This window comes from uncultured Cytophaga sp., assembly GCF_937863595.1.
Classification (GTDB): domain Bacteria; phylum Bacteroidota; class Bacteroidia; order Cytophagales; family Cytophagaceae; genus Cytophaga.
On record NZ_CALMGQ010000091.1, the window covers coordinates 1 to 26,301 of the forward strand.

General features: G+C 34.5%; 20 protein-coding genes. 14 read left to right on the top strand and 6 right to left on the bottom strand.

The genetic code is table 11. The features are described 5' to 3' along the window. The 3 genes from Q0543_RS08505 to Q0543_RS08515 form a co-directional block, all read left to right on the top strand. A partial coding sequence (locus tag Q0543_RS08505; protein ID WP_299251318.1) for a T9SS type A sorting domain-containing protein occupies window positions 1–1,801 on the top strand: 1,801 nt, incomplete at its 5' end. A gap of 373 nt (window positions 1,802–2,174) precedes the next feature. After that, window positions 2,175–3,722: a protein adenylyltransferase SelO gene (locus tag Q0543_RS08510; RefSeq protein WP_299251320.1), complete on the top strand. Its 1,548-nt coding sequence runs from the start codon at window positions 2,175–2,177 to the stop codon at window positions 3,720–3,722. Between the two features lie 17 nt (window positions 3,723–3,739). Then, window positions 3,740–4,003 (top strand): hypothetical protein, encoded by a 264-nt coding sequence (locus tag Q0543_RS08515; protein ID WP_299251322.1) that lies wholly within the window; start codon window positions 3,740–3,742, stop codon window positions 4,001–4,003. Between the two features lie 69 nt (window positions 4,004–4,072). Here the strand turns inward: Q0543_RS08515 and Q0543_RS08520 are convergent, their stop codons facing one another. Together Q0543_RS08520 and Q0543_RS08525 are read right to left on the bottom strand one after the other, a co-directional pair. Next, window positions 4,073–7,489, bottom strand: a complete 3,417-nt coding sequence (locus Q0543_RS08520; RefSeq protein ID WP_299251324.1) for a glycosyl hydrolase family 8 — start codon at window positions 7,487–7,489, stop codon at window positions 4,073–4,075. A gap of 314 nt (window positions 7,490–7,803) precedes the next feature. Then, window positions 7,804–9,069, bottom strand: coding sequence for an Hsp70 family protein (locus tag Q0543_RS08525; RefSeq protein WP_299251326.1), 1,266 nt, complete (start codon window positions 9,067–9,069; stop codon window positions 7,804–7,806). 225 nt (window positions 9,070–9,294) lie between these two features. On the opposite strand from Q0543_RS08525, the gene Q0543_RS08530 reads away from it, so the two are divergent. From Q0543_RS08530 to Q0543_RS08550, 5 genes are all read left to right on the top strand, one after another. Then, window positions 9,295–9,924 carry a hypothetical protein gene (locus Q0543_RS08530; RefSeq protein WP_299251327.1) on the top strand — a complete coding sequence of 210 codons (630 nt, stop codon included), beginning with the start codon at window positions 9,295–9,297 and terminating at the stop codon, window positions 9,922–9,924. A gap of 18 nt (window positions 9,925–9,942) precedes the next feature. Next, a complete protein-coding gene (locus Q0543_RS08535; protein ID WP_299251330.1) occupies window positions 9,943–11,004 on the top strand; it encodes an arginyl-tRNA--protein arginylyltransferase in 1,062 nt (353 codons plus the stop codon). Between the two features lie 8 nt (window positions 11,005–11,012). Beyond that, window positions 11,013–12,326, top strand: coding sequence for a leucine-rich repeat-containing protein kinase family protein (locus Q0543_RS08540; protein WP_299251333.1), 1,314 nt, complete (start codon window positions 11,013–11,015; stop codon window positions 12,324–12,326). Window positions 12,327–12,419: 93 nt separating this feature from the next. After that, a complete protein-coding gene (locus tag Q0543_RS08545; protein ID WP_299251336.1) occupies window positions 12,420–13,952 on the top strand; it encodes an OmpA family protein in 1,533 nt (510 codons plus the stop codon). 301 nt (window positions 13,953–14,253) lie between these two features. Next, the gene (locus Q0543_RS08550) at window positions 14,254–14,478 is read left to right on the top strand and encodes a CDGSH iron-sulfur domain-containing protein (RefSeq protein ID WP_299251339.1); all 225 of its coding nucleotides are present in this window, start codon (window positions 14,254–14,256) and stop codon (window positions 14,476–14,478) included. 121 nt (window positions 14,479–14,599) lie between these two features. Here Q0543_RS08550 and Q0543_RS08555 read toward each other — a convergent pair whose 3' ends face one another. From Q0543_RS08555 to Q0543_RS08565, 3 genes are all read right to left on the bottom strand, one after another. Next, window positions 14,600–17,497 carry a sensor histidine kinase gene (locus Q0543_RS08555; protein WP_299251341.1) on the bottom strand — a complete coding sequence of 966 codons (2,898 nt, stop codon included), beginning with the start codon at window positions 17,495–17,497 and terminating at the stop codon, window positions 14,600–14,602. Between the two features lie 60 nt (window positions 17,498–17,557). Further along, complete coding sequence (locus Q0543_RS08560) at window positions 17,558–17,914, bottom strand: two-component regulator propeller domain-containing protein (RefSeq protein WP_299251344.1); 357 nt, start codon at window positions 17,912–17,914, stop codon at window positions 17,558–17,560. A gap of 321 nt (window positions 17,915–18,235) precedes the next feature. Beyond that, on the bottom strand, window positions 18,236–20,200 hold the full coding sequence (locus Q0543_RS08565) for a T9SS type A sorting domain-containing protein (protein ID WP_299251348.1): 1,965 nt from the start codon (window positions 20,198–20,200) through the stop codon (window positions 18,236–18,238). A gap of 262 nt (window positions 20,201–20,462) precedes the next feature. On the opposite strand from Q0543_RS08565, the gene Q0543_RS08570 reads away from it, so the two are divergent. The 3 genes from Q0543_RS08570 to Q0543_RS08580 all read left to right on the top strand — a co-directional run bounded on the left by Q0543_RS08570 (window position 20,463) and on the right by Q0543_RS08580 (window position 22,458). After that, complete coding sequence (locus tag Q0543_RS08570) at window positions 20,463–20,900, top strand: NUDIX hydrolase (protein ID WP_299251351.1); 438 nt, start codon at window positions 20,463–20,465, stop codon at window positions 20,898–20,900. A gap of 71 nt (window positions 20,901–20,971) precedes the next feature. Then, a complete protein-coding gene (locus tag Q0543_RS08575; protein ID WP_299251354.1) occupies window positions 20,972–21,466 on the top strand; it encodes a cation transporter in 495 nt (164 codons plus the stop codon). Next, a complete protein-coding gene (locus tag Q0543_RS08580) occupies window positions 21,466–22,458 on the top strand; it encodes a hypothetical protein (protein ID WP_299251357.1) in 993 nt (330 codons plus the stop codon). The genes Q0543_RS08575 and Q0543_RS08580 overlap by 1 nt, the downstream gene beginning before the upstream one ends. Window positions 22,459–22,472: 14 nt before the next feature. Here Q0543_RS08580 and Q0543_RS08585 read toward each other — a convergent pair whose 3' ends face one another. Beyond that, window positions 22,473–22,799 (bottom strand): DUF3817 domain-containing protein, encoded by a 327-nt coding sequence (locus Q0543_RS08585; protein WP_299251360.1) that lies wholly within the window; start codon window positions 22,797–22,799, stop codon window positions 22,473–22,475. Window positions 22,800–22,949: 150 nt separating this feature from the next. On the opposite strand from Q0543_RS08585, the gene Q0543_RS08590 reads away from it, so the two are divergent. From Q0543_RS08590 to Q0543_RS08600, 3 genes are read left to right on the top strand one after another with little or no spacing between them, the layout of a single operon-like run. Further along, window positions 22,950–24,632: a C45 family peptidase gene (locus tag Q0543_RS08590; RefSeq protein WP_299251363.1), complete on the top strand. Its 1,683-nt coding sequence runs from the start codon at window positions 22,950–22,952 to the stop codon at window positions 24,630–24,632. Continuing rightward, complete coding sequence (acpS, locus tag Q0543_RS08595; protein ID WP_299251366.1) at window positions 24,629–25,012, top strand: holo-ACP synthase; 384 nt, start codon at window positions 24,629–24,631, stop codon at window positions 25,010–25,012. The genes Q0543_RS08590 and acpS overlap by 4 nt, the downstream gene beginning before the upstream one ends. Further along, window positions 25,013–26,296 (top strand): AMP-binding protein, encoded by a 1,284-nt coding sequence (locus Q0543_RS08600; RefSeq protein ID WP_299251369.1) that lies wholly within the window; start codon window positions 25,013–25,015, stop codon window positions 26,294–26,296. Window positions 26,297–26,301: the final 5 nt, after the last annotated feature.

A 26,301-nucleotide genomic window follows, 5' to 3' on the forward strand; every position in this document is an offset into this window, starting at 1 on the left:
TGGCTTCAGCTATGTTTGGAATAAAGATGCAACGCCAATTTCAGGTGCAACAACAGCTACGTATTCTGCAACAGCATCAGGTTCGTACACGGTAATCGTAAGTTCTAACGGATGTTCTGCTACATCGGCAGCAAAAGTGGTTACAGTAAATATATTGCCAACAGCAACAATTAGTACAACCACATCCACCACATTCTGCACAGGCGGAAATGTATTGTTGTCTGCGAATACGGGAAATGGCTTCAGCTATGTTTGGAATAAAGATGCAACGCCAATTTCAGGTGCAACAACAGCTACGTATTCTGCAACAGCATCAGGTTCGTACACGGTAATCGTAAGTTCTAACGGATGTTCTGCTACATCGGCAGCAAAAGTGGTTACAGTAAATATATTGCCAACAGCAACAATTAGTACAACCACATCCACCACATTCTGCACAGGCGGAAATGTATTGTTGTCTGCGAATACTGGAAATGGGTTCAGCTATGTTTGGAATAAAGATGCAACACCAATTTCAGGTGCAACAACATCTACCTATTCTCCAACAGTATCAGGTTCGTATACAGTAACCGTAAGTTCTAACGGATGTTCTGCTACATCGGCAGCAAAAGTGGTTACAGTAAATATATTGCCAACAGCAACAATTAGTACAACCACATCCACCACATTCTGCACAGGCGGAAATGTATTGTTGTCTGCGAATACGGGAAATGGCTTCAGCTATGTTTGGAATAAAGATGCAACGCCAATTTCAGGTGCAACAACATCTACATATTCTGCAACAACATCAGGTTCGTATACGGTAACCGTAAGTTCTAAGGGATGTTCTGCTACATCGACAGCAAAAGTGGTTACAGTAAATCCATTGCCAACTGCAACAATTTCAACAACAACATCCACCACATTCTGCACAGGCGGAAATGTATTGTTGTCTGCGAATGCGGGAAATGGGTTTAGTTATGTTTGGAATAAAGATGCAACGCCAATTTCAGGTGCAACAACATCTACATTTTCTGCAACAGCATCAGGTTCGTATACAGTAACCGTAAGTTCTAACGGATGTTCTGCTACATCGGTAGCAAAAGTGGTTACAGTATCTACTTCAGTTACCTGGTACCGAGATGTAGATGGTGATGGTAAAGGGGATGCAAGTGTATCGCAAACATCTTGCACGCAACCAATAGGTTATGTATCCATATCGGGTGATTTGTGTCCCTTAGATGTAAATAAATTTGCACCGGGAAGTTGTGGCTGTGGAAATTCAGAAATAGATACGGATCAGGATTTAATAGCAGACTGTATTGATACGGATGATGATAATGACGGAGTCTTAGATGCTGTTGATTGTAACCCATTAGATGCATCGATTGGCTCTAAAACTGTTTGGTATCAAGATGTAGATGGGGATGGTAAAGGGGATGTAAGTGTGTCACAAACATCTTGTACGCAACCAATAGGGTATGTTTCTGAGTCTGGAGATAGCTGCCCAACAGATGCTACTAAATTAAGCCCTGGACTTTGTGGTTGTGGCATAGTTGAAGGTACATGTACTACGACTGGTATTGTTGATTTGAAATCTACAGATGCAATTAAAATTATGCCAAATCCAAGTTCAGAACAATTTAACTTAGTTCTTAGTGAATCTGCAATGATATATATATCAAGTATCGATGGTAAATTGGTAGAAACATTTTCAAATGTTTCTGAACTTAAATTCGGATCGGATTATGCTAAAGGCGTATATGTCGTTCAAATCATGAATGGTTCTTCTTCTCAGATTCTTCGAGTTGTTAAACAATAATATTAAAATAGAAATCACGTATTTTATTTAAAATAAGCAGGTTTTTCCAGTCTTTTATAGATGGGGAAAACCTGTTTTTAATTATAAATGAATATTGGTGGTTACTTTTTTAAGCTAATTCCGTCTTTATTATAGAAATATCACATTCAATATAAAAACATTCAGGTGTGTTATTTATATTGAATAAAAGGGAATCATTGTGTTCAACCAATTAGATGCTATGATTTCTTGATATCTTTCCTGTTTAGTAAAAGGCATACGTGGTAACATGTATGCCTTTTTTTATTCATAAAAACTGGTTTAAGCTTTTTTGTATTCAATCTCTTTCATTTTTACTAACTTGTATCTACATATAGTTGAGTGAAGAGTACGGATGGAGCATTTATATAAAAAACAAATCAGCAACGCATTTGTAGATACATTTCCTGGAGATGTATCCATGAACAATGCCAGAAGACAAACACCTGGCTTCTTGTATTGTAGTGTTTTACCTACTCCTGTTCAGAAACCACGGTTGTTGGCATGGTCAGAAGATGTAGCTACTATATTGGATCTAGAGAGCCCAAATGAGGGAGATGTACAAATACTAGCTGGGAATGTTGTAAGTCCTACAATGAAGCCGTATGCGTCCTGTTACGCAGGTCATCAGTTTGGTAACTGGGCTGGTCAACTTGGGGATGGTAGAGCCATTTCATTAGGCTTTTGCCAAGGGAAGGATGGGAGTGAATACGAAATGCAATTGAAAGGAGCTGGTCCAACGCCATACTCTAGAAATGCAGATGGTAGAGCCGTATTGCGTTCTTCTGTTCGCGAATACTTGATGAGTGAAGCCATGCATTACTTGGGTGTACCAACAACACGTGCACTTAGTTTGGTTTCCACAGGAGATGATGTATTGAGAGATATGTTTTATAATGGTCACCCTGAATATGAACAAGGTGCGATTGTATTGAGGGTAGCTCCTTTATTTGTTCGTTTTGGGAATTTTGAAATGTTGGCAGAACGAAATAATCTAGTTTTGAGTAAACAGTTATGTGATTGGGTGATTGAACGATATTATCCTGAAATAGTAGGCGAGGATCGTGTCGTAAAACTATTTCAAGCAGTAGCGGAACGTACCGCGGATATGGTTATTGGTTGGTTGCGAGTAGGTTTTGTACATGGTGTTATGAATACAGATAACATGTCCATACTTGGATTAACAATTGATTATGGTCCGTATTCGTTTATGGATGATTACGATGCACGCTTCACACCTAATACAACTGATTTGCCAGGTAGGAGATATGCTTTTGGAAATCAGGCATCTGTTGCTTATTGGAATTTAGGAAAGTTGGCAAATGCTTTCGCTTTTTTAGTACCCGATACGGATAAATTGGTTGAAGTATTAAACAACTATCAAGGTTTATACGAAGGTAAGTATTATTCTATGATGGCGAATAAATTAGGCTTTGATGTGTTACGTGAAGAGGATCCTGTATGGATAGATTCTTTTGAAGAAATGCTACGAATACTTAAGCCAGACATGACCATCTTTTATCAATTATTGATTGATTTACCTGAAAAAATTGGTACTGCTGCTGAACTCAAACAATACTTTCAAGAATCGTTTTATACAGAACCAGATGAAGCATTGTTACATGCTACATTGAAAGCATATGCTGAAAGAATTAAAACAAATACGTGTTCAAAAGAAATCTCTAAAAATAAAATGCAAGTTTCAAACCCTCGTTTTATTTTAAGAAATTATATGTTGCACGAAGCAATTGAAAAACTTGAAAAGGGGGATGATTCTTTGTTTAAGAAATTAGAAGAATTTTGTAAGCACCCCTATACGAATAAGGGTGATGCATATTTTATAAAACGTCCAGATTGGGCAGCACAAAAAGCTGGCTGTTCTATGTTGTCATGTAGTTCTTAATATATCTGTAATGAAATATGAAAACGGGTCCTAGATATATTGGGGATGTAAACTATGCATCCATACGTGCACACATAGAAAAGTTAAACATTCGGGATGGATATAAAATTAAAATGAATCCGATTGATTTTGAAAAACTTGTTGTAGAATATCGACAGTTGTTTCAAAAGGATTTTTATGTAGTTATGGAAATTGCAGGTATTTCTGTAGAACAATTTCAAGCAACACCTGTGAATCGGATTTGTGTTGTAGAAAATAATTCAGATGGATGTGTGATTTAGAATGAAAACTAAAAACCGCCAGGTTACAATATGTTTCCTAGGCGGTTTTTAGTTTGATTAATAGTTGTTTTAATATTTAATTATTTTTTGAATTACTTTGTGCGAATCCCAAGTAAGTAGCAATTGATACATGCCAGAACTATAGGGCATTTCAATCACAATTGGAACAACTGAATAGGCTTGCGTTGAAGTCAACACAACATTTCCAATCGCATCTATAAGTGTATAGGTAATATCCGTATCTATTGATTCCGTTAATTCGATAGTGATTTTATCGGTACATGGAATGGGATATATCTTAATGGATGACTCTATCGTTGAAACAAGTATTGGAGTAGTCGTTCCAACAGATATCGGTAATGAAAGTGTTGATGTTTGTCCACCTGATTTTGTTTCAATCAAGGTAACATTGCCGCTCGATGTTCCAAAATTTACAACAATTGAATGCGTTCCTTGTCCACTTACAATCGTTGCACCTGCTGGTACAGACCACGTATAGGTCATTCCTGTTTGACTTGGCACCGAATAACTTACAGATGTTTGATTTGAAACTACCGAAGTTGGTCCAGTAACATTTAAATCAAAACCAGGATTTGCATTTACTGTAACCTTAATTGAATTTGAATTCGCCTGAGGGGTATTTAGGCAGGCTGCATTTGAAGTCATTGTTGCTGTTATAGCATCGTTATTTGTTAATGCCATTGTTGCATAACTTGAATTCGTCGCTCCTGAAATAACGGTTCCATTTTTTTTCCATTGGAAAGTAGGAGCGTTTCCACCATTTGTATAGTTAACTGTAAATGTAGCAGATTGACCTGCATAGATGGTATTACTTGGTGTAACACTAATGGAAATAGTGGGTGTAACCTTTGCATTCACGGTAATTACTTTTGCTGTGCTGGTAACAGATACGTTCGATGGACAGCTGATATTGCTTGTCATTGTTACGGTATAGCTATCATTGTTTGCAGCACTATTTGTGGTATAACTTACGTTGGTTGCGCCACCGATTGTAGTTCCTCCTTTTTTCCATTGGTAGGCAGTGTTCGTTCCTCCATTTGTAGGCGTTGCTGTTAGTGTAATACTTGTTCCTGCACAAATGGATGTTGTTGCAGTGTTTATTGTTACAACTGGCGTAACAGTTGCATTCACAGTAATATTTATAGTGCTTGGTGAACCACTACCGCAGGTATTTGTAGGCGTAACTTTTATTGTTCCACTCGTTGTTCCCATTTTGACAGTAATCGTATTTGTACCAGAGCCAGCTGTGATTGTTGCACCTGATGGAAGAGTCCATGTGTAGCCTGTTGCATTTGATACAGATGAAATACTGTAAGTTACATTCGTGGAATTTGCACATACAGATGTTGAACCTGAAATGCTACCTGCAGCTGAGGGAGCAGTACATGCAGAACCTACTAGAATAGCTGTTCCTGCGTATGAAGGATTTGTCCATGCTTGATCTGCACTTGCAAACCAAGACATTTTTCCATCTCGCGCATTGCCATCATCGTCATCATCTACTTCCACATCAAATCCAATCAATTGATTGTTTGCTGGTGTATTGTTAATGGTAGACCAAGGAATTCGTATTTCCGTAATATAGCCACCAGTTTTTGCAACGTGTGCAAAGGTAATTCCTGTTGTTGATTTATTGTTCGCTTCAGTTACTGTCGCATCATTCCAACGGAACATGTATTGAAAGTAATTACTACCAACAGATGTTGCTTTTGTATTTCCAACATCAAAAAATACTTCAATATTGTCATCGTCGTATTTATTTGTTCCACTGTCATTTATTAATATATTATCGTTTAAATCAACAAGTAGATATACATAGGTATTGTCCCATAATGCTTTAAATGTTCCTGACAAATCAGTGGCATTACTTATTGTTCCGGATATAACAGTATTCAAATTTCCTGCGTTATTTGTATTCCATATGGCTTCTATAGTTCCATCAATGGTAGGAGCTGTAGATGTTTGATTAATCGCTTTATATACATTTAAAGATACAGGAGTACTTGTGCCCGTTGCAGAACTTGAATTATATGCTACGGCAGTGATAGATACTTTTCCTGAAGTATTAATTGTCCATGATACATTATAAGGAGATGATGTTTTTGTACCAATAAGAGTAGTACCATTATAAAATTCTACTTTAGAAATTGTTCCGCTAGTAGTTGTTGCTGTAGCAGTAAGTGTTATTGTTGCCCCTTCTGTATAATTTCCCGCTGTTGGAGAACTTAAATTTGCAGTAACAGCAGTCGTAGTTAGAGAACTGGGATTCCAGAAATTGCCAGTTTGCATAAATAAGGAAATAACTCTTAGTGTGTTTCCAAAATAACCCGATCCATCAACCGTATTTACTGTCTTTGTATACATGCTATTCATAATATTTTGGTAGGTGGAGGTAGCTCCACAAATGCCAGCAGCATACATTGATACAAACGTCGCATTAACCGTTCCGTTTCCGCCTGATTGTGCTACTGGTCCACCTGCATTATTTGCACCCTTACCGTTTACATAGGCCGCAATGGGAACACAAAAGTTCGTTTGTGCAGTTGTATTTCCAGTCCATAATACTTCCGTCGCCATTCTCCATGGACTGCGGCAAGCATCGTATCCATATTCATTTGACCCATTACAATTATTTGGTGAACCATTTTGGTCTGACCAATTACTTACTAAACCTGTTGTCGTATTTCTATTTGCGTTTATAAGATTGTAAGCTGCTGTTATTGCACTGTTCCATGTACTTGCTTGTGAGGATACCAGGGTAGCAAATTGTCTGTAATAAGCAGGTGATTGATAACTTGGATTTCTACAGTTTGAGCCCATTCCCCAACCATCACCGTTGATTGATTGAAAAGATGTATTATGTATTTCGTATGTTTTAATTGCCGTAATTAATGTAGTCGCTTCAGTGCTATATTTGTATGGACTAGTTGCAGAAGGCCATTGTTTTGATGCAACGATTAATGCCATTGCTGCATCAAGGTCTGCGTCTGTGGCACCATTCGAACCTGATGCTCCGGAACAACCACCAATCTTCCAATTCATCAATCCATTGTTATTGGAATTTGTTTTATAGTAAGCCCACAAGCCATCAAATAATGCTTTGTCAGCTGCATAGGCAGCTATCAGCATCCCGTATCCAATTCCTTCTGAAACAGTGGAAGAATTATCATCAAATAGAACTCTGTATTGCGAGCCACATGCTTGTACGTATTTTGTTTTCCATGAAGTATATGCGCTATAGGCGTCCTGTGATTTTCCATATTGATTACTTGCTGGTGTATAAGCACCAGTAGGTAGTGTAGCAGGTATAATTCCATATCCATACGGATTAGCTGATGCCGCTATTTTAGAACCAAAAGGTACAGCTGGTGCACTCGGTGTATTAACTTGTGCGTATGAGCGCGAAATAAGGGTTATTAGGATTACAGTAAATAACCAATTTATACACTTGTAAATAATCTTCATAGGATTTCTTTAAGGCGATGTTTCTACTTATAATTTAGCATAAAAACCTATAACTTATTGAAATGATGACAGAAAATATCAATAAAATCACATTTTAAATTAATTGAATGGATTATATCCTCATAATCAATGGAGTTGAAAAGTACTATTTAAAAAATAAAAGGGATAGTGTACTATTTATCAGATGATTTATCGAAATGCAAAATTAGATAGGGTACTCTTGAAAATGCGGAGATTGTTGATCGTATTGAAATTTTGGTTAACAGATATGATAACTATGTCAGGGTCTATTTTATTATTAGTGGTTATTTCTTTTACTCAAACAAATAACCACTATAGGCCAAACCCTTAGCTACGCTTACAAAATTATCATCTGATTTAATTGGTGTATTCGGGAATACACTTTTAAATAAGTCCTGTACAGCCAATACCAATGAACTTCCACCCGTAATGAAAAGTGTATCTATGTCTGTTAATTTAATGTCGTTTTGCTCTAAAAAAAGTAGTAAGTATTTTTTTATTTTAACAATGTCTTTACCGATGATGCTATTGTAATCTGTTACGCTTAGGTGTTCTTCAATATCGATATCCAATGCATGATATTCAAATGTAGATTCTGATTTTTTTGATAATTCTACTTTTGTTTTTTCTATGGATTGAAAAATGGAATACCCCAAATTATTTTCTGTAAGTGTTATGAGATTTTTAATTTTTTTATTTTGATTCGTATAACTATAATATTGCCTCAAATCATTTTGCACTTTTAATCCATTAAAGAAATTCATTTTTTCCCATGAGCAAATGTTGCTAAAAAAACTTGGTGGAACGTCTACTTGCTTACCTGGCATGGATTCGTAGGTAAGTCCACGACCAAAATTAGGTGTGCCTTTGTCCCACATCAAGGCCGAATCAAAACTATCGCCACCAATATAGATACCACCTGTAGCAAGTATGTCTTTTCTTCTATCTTTTTCAAACGTTCTGTTGGGGTCTAATTTTATGAAGGTAAAATCCGTTGTACCTCCACCTAAATCGGCTACTAGAACGTGTTCTTTCTTTGAAATCGTTTTTTCATATGCAAATGCTGCACCAATCGGTTCAAATTGAAATCGAACGTCTGTTAATCCCGCAATATCGGCGGCTTTTAGTAAACGTTTTTGGGCCAATGAATCAAATTGGCTGTTGTCTTCATCAAAAAATACAGGTCTTCCTATGATTGCTTTTTTACAATCGTAACCAACGATGCTGTCTGCTTTTTGTTTTAAATCTTTTAGGATCAAACTAATTAAATCCGAAGCATTATATGATTTAGTATGTATTCGGGTTTCAGTAAAATTACTTCTCGGTAATACACGTTTTATGGATTTCATAAAACGTCCTTTCATTCCATCTTTTACATAGTTTGTTATTGCTTCTTCGCCAATAAAATAAGATATAGGTTTAGTTACATCAAAATCATTGGGGAAATATAATATAGAAGGTACTGTAATGGTGTTAATTAATTCATTTGTCTCTTCATCAAAAATACACAGAACGGAATTAGAAGTTCCGAAATCTATACCATAAAGGTGCTTACTCATTATTTGTTCTAGATTTAAGCGTGATGGTTATTCTAATAATCATCAATTTGAATGTCTTTTTTGTAAAGGTACACATTCAAATGAACCATTTAAAATTGCGGACAAAATTATTGAAGATTTAATTTGTTGGTAATTGGTATATTGAATCTTAGTAATGTGGAAACCATGTATAATAGGATTTAATTTATTACATTTAATTAAATAAATCTAGGAATAAAATACAATATGAATATTCGTACTTCAGTTTATATATTTTTTTTGACCCTATTTATTCCTAAAATATGTTGTAGTCAAATATTTAGTAACGGAGACGAACGTAAAATCGAAGTTTCAGGTCAAGTTGGTTGGTTGTTGGCTGGAAGAAATCCTGGTGCCAAAATAATTAATGCACCAATCTATTCGCTGTCTGCTGCATATGTTCGTAATCCTCAAGTTTCATATGAAATAAATGTAAATACATTCTACTCTAAGATTGTATTTAATGGCTATCAAGGCAAGTTTGATACTACGGCACGATATTCTCAAACGTATGTAATGTTTGGTATCGTTCGAGCTTTTAATATTGATATTAAAAATTTTACACCATACCTTTCTACATTGATTGGCTTTTCAAGTTCTACAATAAAATCAAATGCAACTGCTCCTCAAACGCAACTTGCAGCTGGTATAATGGGCGGTGTTAAATATGATCTAACTTCTAGAATGGGGGTTAAATTTCAAGCACGTATTCAAGCACCATTAAGTGGTATTGGTTTGGGCTTAAGTATTGGTAGCGGCGGACCTTCTGTAGGTATAGGAAGTTATTCTAGAACCATACAATTTGATGTATCAGCAGGCGTATTTTTTAAATTATAATTGTTTAATCTATAAAATATGTTTGCGAACGTTCATAACCCAGAAACATTAACTGGTGAAGAGTTGGATAGATATTTATCTGATGGGTGGTTTCGAAACGCACAACGTATTTTTACAACCAATTTTTTAAGTTTTAATAAAACTTTTTACAGTGCTATTTGGCTTCGCATTCAATTGGATCAGTTGGTTGAAAATGATACTTTCAAAAAGTTATCTCATATCAATAAGAATTTTAAGATTACCATTCAAGAAGCAAGTATTACAGATGAGAAGGAAGCTTTATATGAATCCTACAAACAAGGGATTTCGTTTTCAGCATCACAATCACTTCACGCACTTTTACTTGGTGATTCCAGTCGTCGGATCTACAATACCTACGAAGTGCTTCTGCATGATGGAGATGTGCTCATAGGTGTTGGGTATTTTGATGTGGGTGATCGCACAGCCGCAGGTATTGTTTCTTTTTACAATCAAGCATACAAAAAAAATAGCCTAGGCAAATACTTAATTTTATTAAAGGTTAATTATTGTAAAAAAAAGCAATTAGATTATTTTTATCCGGGTTATTTTGCACCCAATTATCCAGCATTTGAGTACAAACGTTCCATCGGTAAAGAAGGCTTACAATATTTGCAATTAGCCACTTCAAAATGGATTCCTATGAATCAATATGTTCATTCTGATGATATATATTCGGTGATGCATGCGAAACTTTTGGAAGCATTGACAACATTGCAGGACAACAACATTCAAGCGAGTTTATTGCATTATACCTTTTTTGAAGCGAACATTATTCCCAATTTAGCAGGGCATCACTTATTTGATTTTCCTGTTTATATAAGTTGTTTTAGTATAATAGAAGGGGTTATAAATCCCATGATTGTATTTAATATCCAGACAAATTGCTATCACATTATTGAATGTATGAGTGTTTGGAAGGCAGATGAGAGCGAGCAGGAAGTTGGATTTTATGCCGAACATTTATTGAAGTTAAAACGCGTCGTTTACTCATGTGCGCATGCGGATACATTGGTTGAAAAAGTAGCTCGAATATATTTAAAAAATCCTCAAATTGATTAAGATGAAACATGCAAACACTAGAAGAAGTAAAATCGGGTAAAATAATCGGCATTACAAATATTAAACTCTCGGAGGAGATTACTTCGTTTCCAACTGAATTATACCAATATGCAGATACCTTAGAAGTACTAGATCTAAGTGGAAATAAGCTTAGCGAACTGCCTTCAGAATTTACTTTATTTAAAAAACTTCGAATTTTATTTTTATCAAATAATTTGTTTGAACTATTTCCAAGCGTATTAGCAGAATTGCCTATTCTTGATATTGTAGGTTTCAAGGCAAATAAAATTAAGACAATATCTGAAAAGGCAATTCCAAAATCGTTGCGTTGGCTTATTTTAACAGACAATAACATTGAGGCTTTGCCAAGATCAATTGGAGAATGTAGTTCATTGCAAAAAGTAATGTTGGCTGGTAATGCGCTAACAACTTTACCAGATGAGATGGCTGCTTGTGTACATATAGAATTGTTACGGATTTCTGCAAATAAGATTGAACAATTACCTACATGGTTATTTACACTCCCCAAGTTGGCTTGGTTGGCTTTTTCGGGTAATCCATGTAAAGAACTTCAGCTAGATCAATATTCAACCGAACCAAATATTAAGTCTATTCCTTGGAGTTCCATTTCATTAGAAGAACAAATAGGAGAAGGTGCATCAGGTACGATTTACAAAGCTCGAGTAACAGAAACGAATGAAGCAATCGCTGTAAAAATATTTAAAGGTTCTATTACGAGTGATGGGTTTCCAAAAGATGAAATGGATGCGTGTATTCACGCGGGAGTCCATAAAAACCTAATCTCTGTACAGGCTGTTATCTCTGAACATCCGGAAGGTAAATCAGGATTAATTTTTAAATTAATCCCTAGAAACTTTACAAACTTAGGTTTACCACCAAATTTCGTAACATGCACGCGGGATACGTTTGATCCATTTGTTAAAATAAACCTAGATGGTATTCGTAAAATAGTATACCAAACGGCCTTAGTTATGGAGTTTATGCATGCACGTGGAATTATGCATGGGGATTTTTATGCGCACAATATTTTAATCAATGAAGAATATACTCCATTATTAAGTGATTTCGGAGCGGCAACAAGGTATTCCCAAGAAAATAAGGAGCATTCAATCTTATTGCAAAAATTAGACGTTCGGGCATTTGGCTGCTTGATAGATGATTTATTGAGACTTCAAGATGTGAGCGAAGGTGATGCATTTGAAGCATTGATACAACTTCGAAATGAGTGTTTGGATGCTAATACTTGTACGCGTCCAATATTTAAATATATTTTAGAAAGATTGTTGTCTAATTCGATATAATAAAGACGAATAATATTTGTAAAATCATATTCAAACAACTAATTTAGCTTGTATAGCTATGTTTATAGTGAAAAAGTATAAAATTTGAGTAAAATGAAAATTAAAATCTTTTTAGGATTATTTTTGGTTAGTAATGTTTTACTAGCGCAAGAATCAAATGAAGTATATCTTCATCAGAATTTAGGTGAAAATATCAATTCAAAAGCTACGGAATTGACACCTCGTATTTCTGCAGATGGACAAATGATGTTTTATGTGCGAGATGGTCACCCAGATAATAAAAATCAACAAGATATATGGTATTCTGTAAAGGATAGTGTAGACAATTGGTCACCTGCAGTACGTGCAAATGACAATATCAATCAATTGCCAGCCAATTGTGTTTGGTCTGTAAATGCAGATGGTAAAACACTTATGATTCGTGGGGCATACGATAACGGTAAGTATATTGGTAAAGGTTTTTCATTGACGCGTTTATCAAAAGAAGGCTGGTCTAACCCACAAATGTTAGAGATAAAAGATTTAGATAAAGTGAATTTAGGTGAAAGTGATGGAGCTTATTTATCTATTGATGAGAATGCAATCATTTTTACGATGTGCGATAAAAAGAAATGTACGCTTTATGATTTGTTTGTGAGTACAAAGCTGAATGATGGTACATTTACTAGACCAGTAAAATTGAGCAAAACTGTTAACTCTACGGATTATAACGAATTTGCACCATTTTTAGCTGCAGATAATACTACGCTTTATTTCTCTAGCGATCGCCCAGGTGGTTTAGGTTTAACGGATGTATACAAGATTGAAAGATTGATTGATTCGTCTTGGTTGGAGTGGAGTACACCGATAAACTTAGGTCCGCAAGTAAATACTGAATCTAAAGATGCATACTATGTTACAGATGCAAAAGGAGAGTATGCATACATGGTTTCAGACCTTAATTCATATGGAAGTGCTGATATCGTTCGATTTAAATTGAAAGCAGAGAATAAGCCTAAACCGGTAGCATTATATGATGGTAAAATCTATAATGCAAAAACAAAAGAGGTAATAAAAAATGCTACAATTGAATACAAAATTTATCCGGATGAATCTGAAGAAGGTGTCGCATACACCGATCATGAAACAGGTCAATACAAAATTATATTACCTTTTGGTCATAGTTATTCAATAGATGTATTTGCACCAGGTTTTGTACCTGATTACGATACTATTTCTGTTTCGAACAAGAATGAATACAGTGAAATAACACGGAACTTTTTTCTAACGCCTATTGAAGTAGGACAAAGTATTCATTTAGATCACATCTATTTTGAAACTAGTAAATACGATTTATTGACGCAATCTTATTATGAATTAGATAAAGTTGTTAAATTATTGAAAGAAAATCCCTCTATGAAAATTGAAATAGAAGGACACACGGATAATGTAGGAAGTCCTGAAAAGAATCAAGTATTGTCTCAAGATCGTGCAAATGCTGTTATGAACTATATTATTTCTAAAGGTATTATGTCTAACCGAATAACTGCTAAAGGTTTTGGAAGTACAAAACCTAGAGTTGAAAATGATACGCCAGAAAATCGTCAATTGAATAGGAGAGTGGAGTTTACGATTAAACAAAAATAATGTCCATCCTTTTTATTCAACACATTTTAAAAAAAGGATTCAACGTAAGTTGAATCCTTTTTTTTATGCATCTCTATTAATTCAATCAGAATAATCGTATATTTGTTATGCAAGCTTGTATACATTGTCAATGGCCGATATATACGCATGGATATAACAAAAAATCGTCTATCTGTACTGTCAAAAGTCACATAACATTTTTTCCAAAACATAAATATGCGTGTGCCGACAGTGAATTCACAAGCTTGCTTTTTTAATTTAGTAAAACTGAAAATCATCCCTATTTATAACTCATAAAATTATGTCAACTACAAAAATTACTATTAATAACAACGGATCCGTAAAAATTGATGGCGATTTCGAAATTGTAGATATGGCAGGAAATAGCTATGACTTACAAGGAAGAACAGTTATTTCACTTTGTAGATGTGGATTGTCTGCAAATAAGCCCTTTTGTGATGGTGCACACAGACAAGGGTTTACGCACGAAGCAATTGCATTTGGCTTACCTCCTAAGAAGGTGTAAGTAAGTGGTCAGTGAACAGTAGTTTCATCTGGCTGTTGTTCGGTGTTCCAGCCCGTACAAATATTTAATCGTGCAGAATCCAAATCGTCGGTCATCAACAACTTGCTGAAAGTATCAGGAGTTATTTTTTCTTATATGGTGTGTAAATATAAAACGTAGCGCCCGAACCTTCAATGTGCGCGGCTTCAATCCATCCTCCTGTTCTCTTAAGCATGTCGTTGCAGATTGCCATTCCTAAGCCTGCACCACCAGTTAAGCTGGATTCTTTCATGCCTTTAAATGCTTCACCTTGTATCATTTTATTGACCTCGTCCACATCAAATCCTTCTCCAAAATCTGTTATTCTCAATCGAGTATAAGTATCATCAACTATATCAGAACAGATTTCAATTATTCCTGCTTCCTTTGAAAAACGTATACTATTTGAAAGTATATTTCTAATTGCCGCCAATGTAATTGGCGGTACACCAATAATAATTTCATCATCTGAAACTGCTATTTGAACTGTTATTTTCTTTGCTAAATATTCTGTTTCAAGTTCCCTATGTGATTTGTCAACCACTGATTTCCATGAGAAGGTAGTCGTTGATAATTTATTTTCATCTTCTTTTAGTGTAGCCCAATCTAATAGATTTGTTGCTAATAAGGAGATGGAAGTAGACATCTCTTTCATTTTTTCCAATGCCCATTCAGCAGAATCAGAATCCATGTATTTAAATAACATGGAAAACTGATGTAATGGTCCACGAATGTCATGGCCTATAATAGATATTAAGCGTTTTTGAAATTCATTCGATGCTGCTAATTGTTTGACATTTTCTTCTAAAACGTTTTTCTTTACAAGTAACTCTTTTTGTTGATTTAAAATCTGAATCGATTGAAATTCTACTTTAGTTTTTTGTTCTGTTAAAATACTATTCGTGTTTTCAAGTTCTTTTGTACGGTCTATAACTAATTTATTTAACCATTCATTTCGATTTTTTATAGATTTTATTCGAATTGAAATAAACGCATATATTAAAATAATTACACTTAATAGGATGATTACATTGAACCACCACGTTTTCCAGAATGGAGGACGGATTGTGATTTTAAATTCAGTTGTTACTGCATCATCCCAAATATTTTTATTATTAGATGCTTTCACCTTGAAAATATACACGCCAGGATCTAAATTAGTATACTTAGCAATTCGTTGATTATCAGTAAATGTCCATATCTTGTCAAAACCTTCCAGCATATAGGCGTAATGGTTTTGTTTTGGAATGATGAAGTTTAATGCTGCAAAACTGAAACTTAAGGTGTTTTGATTATAATCTAATTCTATTTCTTTGGCTTCTTCAATTGCAATGGGTAATGGTGTGTTTTTTAACGTAGGTGTAATTTGTAAATTGAAGATTCTAAAATCTGTAAGTATTACTTTAGGAAAAGAAGAAGATGCATTTGATAGATTCGGATCAATAATTAAATATCCATCATTTGTGCCAAAATATATTTTACCCTGAGCATCTTTAAATGTAGAATTTGGGTAGAATGATTTTATAGGTAAGCCGTCATCAATACCGTAATGTGTGGCTAGGCGCTTTTCAACATTAAATTTTGTAATGCTATTTTTATTCGTAAGCCATATATTGCCAATGTTATCTTCAATAATTGCCTTTACAGAGTTATCCGACAGACCATTTTCAATAGAATATGAAATGTGTTTTTGTGTATTAATGTCAAATAAAATCAAACCGCCGCCTTGCGTTGCCACCCATAGATTTCCTTTTTTATCTTCTAGTATATCAAATACAAAATTTATATCAGAGTTTATTGATTTTTCAAATATGTATTTTTTAAATTGATTTGTTTCTGGAATATATTCACAAATACCCTTATTGGTTCCCAGCCAAAATCTGTTTTTTGAATCCCTTTTGAATACATTTATCCAATTAGTATGAATTGAGTTGGTATCGGTCGGATTATTTTTGTAATGTCTAAATTTTTGTGATGTTAGATTAAATATACTTAATCCCATGCCATAGGTACTGAGCCAAATTTCATTATTATATTCACCAACACCTTTTATTTTATTTCCAATAATACTATTGGGATCAGAATCTATGTGTTGGTATATGGTAAAGTCCGTTCTACTTTTATAAGCAGTAGCGCCCCCCCCATATGTAGCGATCCAAATAGTGCCTCTGCTGTCTTCAAAAATGCGTATTACCGCATTGGAATTTATTATTGGATTGATATCATCGCTTGTAAACTTTTGATAAACAGATGATCCTTTTTCTTTTAAATACAAGCCTCCGCCATCTGTAGATACCCAAACATTCCCTTTTTTATCTTTCAAAATAGAACTAACAATACCATTACTAATTTGAGATTTTGATCCAGGATTATTTTCTACAGAAACAAAGAAATTAGTAATGCTATTGGAAAAATTGATACCATTTAAGAAGGTGCCAATCCAAAGTGTATTTTTCGAATCTTGATACACCTCGGTAACATTATTGCTGGATAAATTGCTTCCATTCTCAAAGGTATGATGCGTAAACGTTTCGTTCTTAATTATAAATTCATCAAGTCCATTACCATCTATACCGATAAGTAAATGATCTCCCATAGGAATAATCGCACAAATATTATTTCCATTTATGCTTTGGGGATTGTCGATATCATGAAAATATTTAGTACTTTCTTTTGTATCAATAGAAATTTTTCGAAGTCCGTGAGTTGTTGCAAGCCAAAGTATATGATTCGCATCTAAATACATACGATTTATTTCATATCCACTTCCAAATTCTTTTCTACAGTCCTTAAATGTTTGATCTTTTATGTTAAAATATAATAGACCATCTTCAGTACCTACCCACAAATTATTCTCTTTGTCTTCGGTAATAAATTTAAATCTGTTTTTTATTATTTTATCAGAGAATTGGTAGCGTATGGGTTTTTTATCAAAAGAATCAATTCTAAACAAACCTTCGCCATTGATAGCAACCCAAATAACTCCTTTAGAATCTTCCATGATAGATTCTATATATCCTGATAGGTATTTTAATGCTAAGATACTATCCGTATTAGAATTTTAAAATCGATTCTTTAAAGGATCATATACATTTAAGCCTTGGCGTGTGCCAATCCATAAATTCCCCTTTGAATCATTGAAGATGTATTTTATTCTGTTGCTATTAATGGAATAGGGATTGTCTTTTTGATTTAAATAAACCGTAAAATTATATCCATCGTACTTGTTTAAGCCGTTTTCAGTTCCAAACCACATGTACCCTTTTTTATCAGAAGAGATGGACCTTACCGTGCCTTCGGATAAACCATCTTTAATACCGAGTTTATGAAAAACGAAAGCGTTTGATTGTGCTAGACTAGTATATACGGTTAGTATAAAAAATATAAAAGAACATACAAACCTTAAAAGTGAAAACATCTGCTATAAATTAAAAGCGCTAACTATTTAAAAGAACCATATCTTACATATTTACTAATTAAAAATAAGATATTTAAAGGAAATAACGTTTATATCGGCGCTTATTTCATCAGATCAGCTCTTCCTTATGATATTCTTTTATTTTAACGAGCTATTGACTCAAAGGTTTTGGTTTAACATGTTATAAAAAGATTTAATATTATGCAATTTGCTTTGCATCTAATATTACCGTTTTTCTGTTTCTTAGACCAACCACTTGCTCGTGTACATAAGTGACAAAGTAGGATTAATTATAGGATATCTTACAAGTAAGTGGATGTATTAGTATACAATTATTTTTTTTGATTCTATCGTATTTGTTTTTTGTAAACGTACAATGTAAAGTGCAGCCGATAGATCGCTTACTTGTATTTCTGATTCATAATCCGAGGAGTTAAATTCTCTAACTACATTACCCGTAACATCAGTTACGGTAATAGATAGTATATCACTCGGATTTAAGTTTGATTTAATAGTAAAGTTGCCATCGGTACTTGGATTTGGATAAACAAACCAATCGGATAAATTATTTTCCATAGTTACTGCAACGGTATTGGAATAGGAATAACTTCCATTGAAATCAGTTTGTTTTAAACGGTAGTAGCTGGTTCCTGCAAGTGGAGAATAGTCGTATTCTGAATACGTTGCGATCGAACTGCCTTTCTGTATTGCCGGCACAGTTGCGATTGTGGTAAAATGAATACCATCAGTAGAACGTTCAATTGTAAAGTAGTTATTATCTATTTCTTCTATTGTTTTCCAAACAATTTTAACAGAACCGTTCGATGGTATTGCGGTAAATGAAATAAGTTTTATAGGTAATGGTTTGCATGGGTTGGTACAACTTGAGTATCCTAGATAGGTTGCTGTACCTAATTTTAATTTGCTTTGGTCAAATACAACTACTGCTGCACTTATATCGGAGCCACTTATGAAGGCACTACCAATTAAATCAATTGTGGTTGCATCAACTTTAGTTACTTGCCATAAGCCATTTAAATTATTACCACCACCCGTAACGCCTGTTATTAAAATATATTGATTGGTACTTAAGCCAGATCCGCAAGTGAAAATTCCTGTAATTCTGTACGCTCCACTACCATTATCAGAAACAGAAGTTGGTGTTGTTGTACAACCACCGCTTTGCGTGGGAGGCGACCCACAAAAGTTTAGGTTTGGATTTCCTAAAAAGTTTGAATTGATATTTGTTGTACTTGGAGTGGTACTACCTATGATACTTGCACAACCTGATACTAAGTTTATAGGTGTACCATTCCATGTTGTAACGTTTTGAATGATATTCAATAAACTATGATCATCCATATTGATTGTACCATTGTTTTTATATAAAGTATTAACCGTAGTTGTTGATTTTGTATTTAAATTTAATGTTCCACCATCCAAACGTAACTCACTTGAAAATGCCATTGTACCATTGTTTGTAGTGGTTCCTCCAGCAAGATAGAATGTTCCTAATACATTAAGCGTACCGTTGTTTAGGATGTTGGGTTTGTTTGCAGAACCTGAACTGGTAAAGTTAAGGGTGCCACCCAAGTCATTATTAAAGCTTGCTCCAGTAGTATTTAGGACAGGAGTATAGGTAAGATTTCCTGCATTATTAAAGACGGTACTTGCTGGCATTGCTCCGCCGGGTACACTTGTAATTTCCATACTTGACCCAGCAGTATTATTAAATGTTATACCTTGGTTCCAAGTACCCGTTATACTAAATTTTAAATTTGAAGCATAATTGTTTAGTATACCTCCTGCTGCATCTACTGTACCGAAGCTAATGGTTGCATTTGCAGCATAATTATTTACGATACCTCCTCCGTATTTAAGCGCTAATGTAGTGGCAGAGTAATTGTTTAACGTTGTATTTGTGTTGAAATTTCTGCTGCCGGATATCGTTCCACAATTATTTATTATACTGGATGATGTTGATGTCATATCCTTAGTCAACGTGCCGCCAGAAGCTATGTGAAGGGTTCCTGTAGATACAGTAATATTGGCGCCACTATTTAAATTTCCACCAGATTGAACAATTACCGTTCCTCCGTTTAGGGTTATGGTGCCTGAATTATAATTTGTGTTTATACATAATACATCGCCAGAAGCGACAGTATAACTCGTTCCAGAGGTAGCTGTTAGTGTGCAGGTAGGGCTACTTGGGCATTGTCCTAAACTTTCTTTCGATACTAAAGTGATAAGCAAGAACAACACAAATAATGAGATGATCTTTTTCATAACCGTACTTTTAAAAGCAGATAGTGTTCTACTACATACGATGCCTATGAAAAAAGGTAACATTTATCAGTTTTATTTAATAAATAGATACTATTTATACCAATAAACGAATGTTAAATTCAAATGATTGTAAGTCAATTATATATAATTATAAAATGATACGCTACTTCTATTGTTAGCATTCTTTTAAAATGGATTTCAATTCATTTTTTTCTCTTCAATTTTTAGTTGTATTTTAGATGAATTCATACTTTAAAATCTCATGAAGCATAAATCTAAAATCTTATTTGTTCATAAAATTTCACCCATCGAATATCGATTACTACTCGGCAGAAGAGTATCTAATAATGAATCTTTCTGGTGGATACCTGGTGGTTCAGTAGAGCAAGGTGAATCTGATTTTGAAGCAGGTTTACGTGAATTAGGTGAAGAGCTATTTTTGACGAATGATTACATAGCCGCATTGGATGCATATACACTTAAAAATGAGATTCCGAATAAGATAGAATATCTAAGTCCACAGGCTAAAAATATTATTTTCATTGTGCCAATGTTTCAGGCAACAGCCATTCAATTGCCTCTTATCAAAGATGAGTTTGAAGAATTGGCTTGGCATAACCTAAATACCTTGCCTAGTAATATGTCTAGAGAGTTCTCTTACGTTCAAAATCAATTGGAATCTATTTTGAAATTAATATAATTTATTCAATCTAATATTCGTTTGATAGGAATATATTTCTGTTATAATGTATTATAAAATCTTGTATCACCATGCGTAAATTAGCTAGCATAATCGTCTTATTTTACGCAATTAATTTCTCTTGTTTTGCTCAACTAGATACAGTACATATTTATGTAATTGGTTTGACATGTTCTAGTTGTTCAAAATCTGTAGAAGAAAAACTGATACAAGTTCCTTTTGTCAAAAAGGTTAACATGAATTTAAATAACAATGAAGCAATCGTACTCGTAGACTTTTCGCAGACGGTAGATTGGAGGTTATTGGCTAATGCAGTAGTGGATGCAGGATTTTCAGTTGGTAAAATGACAGTGCCTAACTGCAGTAAGTGCTCCTATCTATTCAACAGCAAAACGTGTAAAGATGTATATGTATATATAGGACCAAATGCGGAATTGGATTTACTTCATTACAATTTAGTAGGGAAGAAATTTTTAGATAAGAAATCCTATAAAGTATGGTTACAAAAAATAATTTCTCAAGGCTATCCAGATCCTTCTAGCGTTTCTTATTACTATTATTATTAATGAATACGAAGCTCGGACTATTAGTTTTAACGATTTTCTTTTCTTTTTATTCAAAAGGGCAAGAGTTGTATCCCAACACAGAATCGGCATCCAATGTACCCAAAGGTATTGTAGGAGTACGATTAACGTATGATCGCTACAAGGAGCAATCTTCCAACAGAATCAAAGAAGCATATCATGCACGAATTATGTATGGCATCACTCCTAAATGGACGATCATGTCTACCATAGGTGTTTCAAATCATCATTATAATAAATTCCCTACAGATATTCTTCAATATTTTTTTAACCACCATTTGAGATCGTATCCTGCTGCTGGCTTTGGGATTGAAGGTGTTAATTTATATTCTAAATATCGATTTCTAACTCGGGATGGTTATCATACACATTTTCGTATGGCTGTATTTGCAGAAGGATGTAAATCATTTATTGCTCATGATAATGCAGAACCAACATTATTAACAGATAACTCTGGGTATGGAGGGGGTATTATTGCAACCTACTTATATGAAAAATTTGCGATTACCTTTACTGGAGGATTCATTAAGCCTTTGATGTTTATTCAGCGCGATATTGATATTAGATTCAAATCGGGTAATGCCGTGTATGCAGAATTGTCGCTCGGGTACAGATTGTTCCCGATTCATTATGCATCTTACTCTGATATTAATATTAATATTTATTCTGAATTTAAGATTAAACAATATGGCGCGGCTTATGTAGAGCAATATGGCAAAGAAATAGATGTTTCCTTATATGCAGCAAATAATCCCTATGCGTATAAAGAATTAGCCGGTAGTTATTTCGTTGATGGGCATTTTTCTGTTCAATTTATTTCAAACTCCAACAGCAGATTAGATGTTGGAGTAACACTTGCATTAAAAAACAGATCCTATATCTATTGGTCGCCTATGTTTACGCTGCAATATCAAACCTATTTATATAAACCAAAAAAGAAAAAGAATCTAAAATTTCAAAATGGTCTTAATTGATTCGAGTCATATTATTACACCATTTTTTTCTCTTCTTTAATCAGTTGTACATCTAATACGAATGTTCCGAAGGGAAGTAAAGATGCTACAAAAGCCCAAGTTGCACGCAGAAAACTCCATTTAAGAATAACTATTCCTGCACCAATAGCAATTACAAATAAGACAAACAAAATACCATGCAACATTCCGAGGTATTGAATGCCAGCATGCACATCTATAGAAGTAGTTCTTTTTAAGATCGAAAGTGTCAATAATAGTAAGTAAGAAATACCTTCCGCAACTGCTACATATCGAATTTTTTTCGAGATACTTTTAAGCGATTGAACAGATCTTGTTGTCATGATTTTTTGAGTTAAATACAAGGAAGCATAAAATTAGAGTAAATACCCTTAAAAGCGCTCTTTTACGGGTATTTTTTTATTCAAGGAATCAAATGTGTATATTGCTTGTTGTTATGTAGTCATTCAAAATTTCTACAAAAGGAAGGTAATATGCGTTGGAAATCAATAGGTAAGAAAATAGCAAAGGTTGTAGGAGTTATTTTGCTGGTATTTATTATTATTATTTCTGTTTTTTTATGGATGGTTTCGCTTTCTGCTCCTGAAATTAACAACCAAGCTCAGTATCAAAAACTAAGACGGGATTCTATACAAGATGGTTGGAAATCTGGTAAAAGCTGGATTCATAAAAATAACTATGGCTTGTATGAAATGTACTTGGAAGGGAAACCTTATGAAAGAGGATATCTACATGGCTTGTTGGCGGAAGAGTTAGTTGTTCGTCAAGAAGATTATTTTGTAGATCGATTAAATGCGCTTATTCCATCTCGAATGTATCAGCTGTTTTTAAAGCAAATTGTATTGTGGTTGAACAAAGATTTGGATGAAAATATTTCCGATGAATACAAACAAGAAATCTATGGCGTTTCTCAATTTGCATCACCCAAATACGATTACATTGCACCAAAGTATCAACGTATTCTAAACTATCATGGAGCGCATGATATTGGACATGCTATGCAGAATATGAATTTGGTTGCCTGTTCATCTTTTGGAGCCTGGAATGGGTATACTGCAGATAGTAGCTTATTGATTGCACGAAATTTTGACTTTTATGCGGGAGATGATTTTGCACAAGAAAAAATTATTTTATTTGTAAAACCTGATAGTGGCTATAAACTGATGATGGTTACTTGGGGCGGTTTCACAGGGATTACTTCAGGTATGAATGAACATGGCTTAACGGTAACCTTAAATGCTGCACCATCCACATTGCCCTCACATACTGCTACACCGATTACGTTAATTTCTCGCCGAATTTTACAATATGCCAAAAACATTGACGAAGCATTTGCCATAGCTAAAGCTTCAAAAAGTTTTGTGTCAGAATCTTTTTTGATTGGTTCTGCATTGGATCATAAAGCGGTATTGATAGAAAAGACACCCGACACAACAATCTTATATACCAGTCCGAAAGATGAAATTTTAAGTACAAATCATTTTCAAAGTCAATACTTTATGAATGATCCTGTGAATATGAAGCACAAGGAGGAGAGTGCTACTGTATTTAGATATAATCGATTACAACAATTATTAAGCGAAGAGAAATTCCATACACCTACCTCTAGTGTTGCAATTTTAAGAAATCGATTGGGTTGGAATAATACCGACATTGGTTTGTCTAATGAAAATGCACTGAACCAATTAGTCGCGCATCATTCCATTCTTTTTTTACCTGAAAAGAAATTGGTATGGGTATCTTCAAATCCTTACCAAATGGGCGCATATGTGTGTTATGATTTTGATAAAATATTTTCTTCCGATTTTAGTGTTTCAAACCACGAGCAGGTTTACGAAGCGGATAAAACCATAGCTGCAGATCCGTATTTGCAAACCTCAGAATATGCAGATTATGTGTATTACAAGGTAATCTTGCAAAAGTTACAAGGTACTTCTTTTAAGACGACATTAACTGAATCAGAAATTGCAAAATTTGCAGCTTCAAACCCCGAATATTTTGATACGCACGTGCACATTGCCCAATATTATATCGAGCATAAAGCCTATGAAAAGGCATTGCCCTTTTTGAAAACTGCGCAAACTAAAGTTATTCCTAGAAAAGAAGATCGAGATAAAATCGTGAAACTTATTTCAATGTGTAACAAAGAAATATGATTCAAGGAATTGGAGTTGACATCGTTGATGTGGAACGGATAAAACAACGCATCACTTCCAATTCAGGTTTTTGTGAGTTGGTTTTTTCACTTGAAGAAATAGCTTATTGTACTAAAAAAGCCAATCCGTATGAATCTTTTGCAGCACGATTTGCAGCAAAAGAAGCTTTCTTAAAAGCAGTTGGCACGGGCATTGACTTTACGATTGAATTAAAAGAAATACAAGTTTTAAATACTGAATTTGGCAAGCCATATTTCAAGCAAACCTCAATAAGCGAGCAATATTTAATGACGCAATTGGGATATATTCCAGATATTCAACTGAGTTTGTCTCATACCTATCAACAAGCGATTGCTTTTGTTTTATTTAATAAAATATAGATGAATACTTCATTCAAAATGGAAGTCCAGACGTTAGACCAGCAAGCCTTGGCCTTAAAGAAACAGTTAACCTATTTGGCTGAAAATTCTCCGTATTATCAACGAATATTTAAAGAACAGTCCATTGATATTTCTACGATTCTAACGATGGAGGATTTGTCTAAACTGCCGTTTACAACGAAGGAAGAACTAAATCAATACTATCCAGAAATGCTGTGTATTTCTGAAAAAAATATCGCAGATACGGTCATCACATCAGGGACTTTAGGAGAACCTATTCCATTTCATTTATCTGAAAATGATTTAAATAGATTAGCGAATAATGAATTTTTATCGCTCACAATTGCAGGTATAACATCGGATGATAAAGTATTATTGTCTGCCACGATGGATAAACTTTTTATGGCAGGCATTGCGTATTATATGGGTTTGCGAAAAATTGGAGCAGGCGTGATGCGTGTCGGTCCGGGTGCACCCGAGTTGCAATGGTCGATCATTAAACGATTTTCGCCAACTGTTATCATTGGCGTACCTTCGTTCATGTTAAAATTGTTGGATTATGCGCAGGCAAATGGAATCGATCCTTCTAAAACTTCAGTTAAAAAAATTGTTTGTATAGGAGAAGCGATTCGTAATGAAGACTTTACCTACAACAATCTTGGGAAACGCATCATACAACGTTGGCCTGTTTCGCTGCATTCAACTTATGCATCTACGGAAATGAGTACCGCATTTACAGAATGTGAAATGGGGAATGGTGGGCACCAATTAATGGATCTAATTATTACAGAATGTGTTGATGAGCAGGGGAATCCTGTTCAAGATGGTGAAGTAGGAGAGTTGGTGATTACCAATATTGGAGTAGAAGGGATGCCCTTATTGCGTTTTAGAACAGGTGATTTATGTCAGTTTTATTCTCAACCATGTGCATGTGGCAATTCTTCCAAGCGAGTTGGTCCTATTGTAGGTAGAAAAAAACAAATGATAAAATTTAAGGGAACAACCTTGTACCCACCTGCCTTGAATGAGATTTTAAATGAAATTACTTGCATTAAGTCTTATTATACAGAAGTTTACCGAAATGAATTGGGCTTGGATATGATACGTGTGCATGCTGCATGTATCAATGAAAACGAAGAAAATGATAAAATAATTAAAGATCATTTTAAAGCAAAAATACGCGTAACTCCAGAAGTTGTATATGAAAAGCTGGAAACGATTGATAAAGTTCGAAATGGCTTAAATTTTCGCAAACCCGTTGATTTTCTTGATAATCGTAAATGATAGAA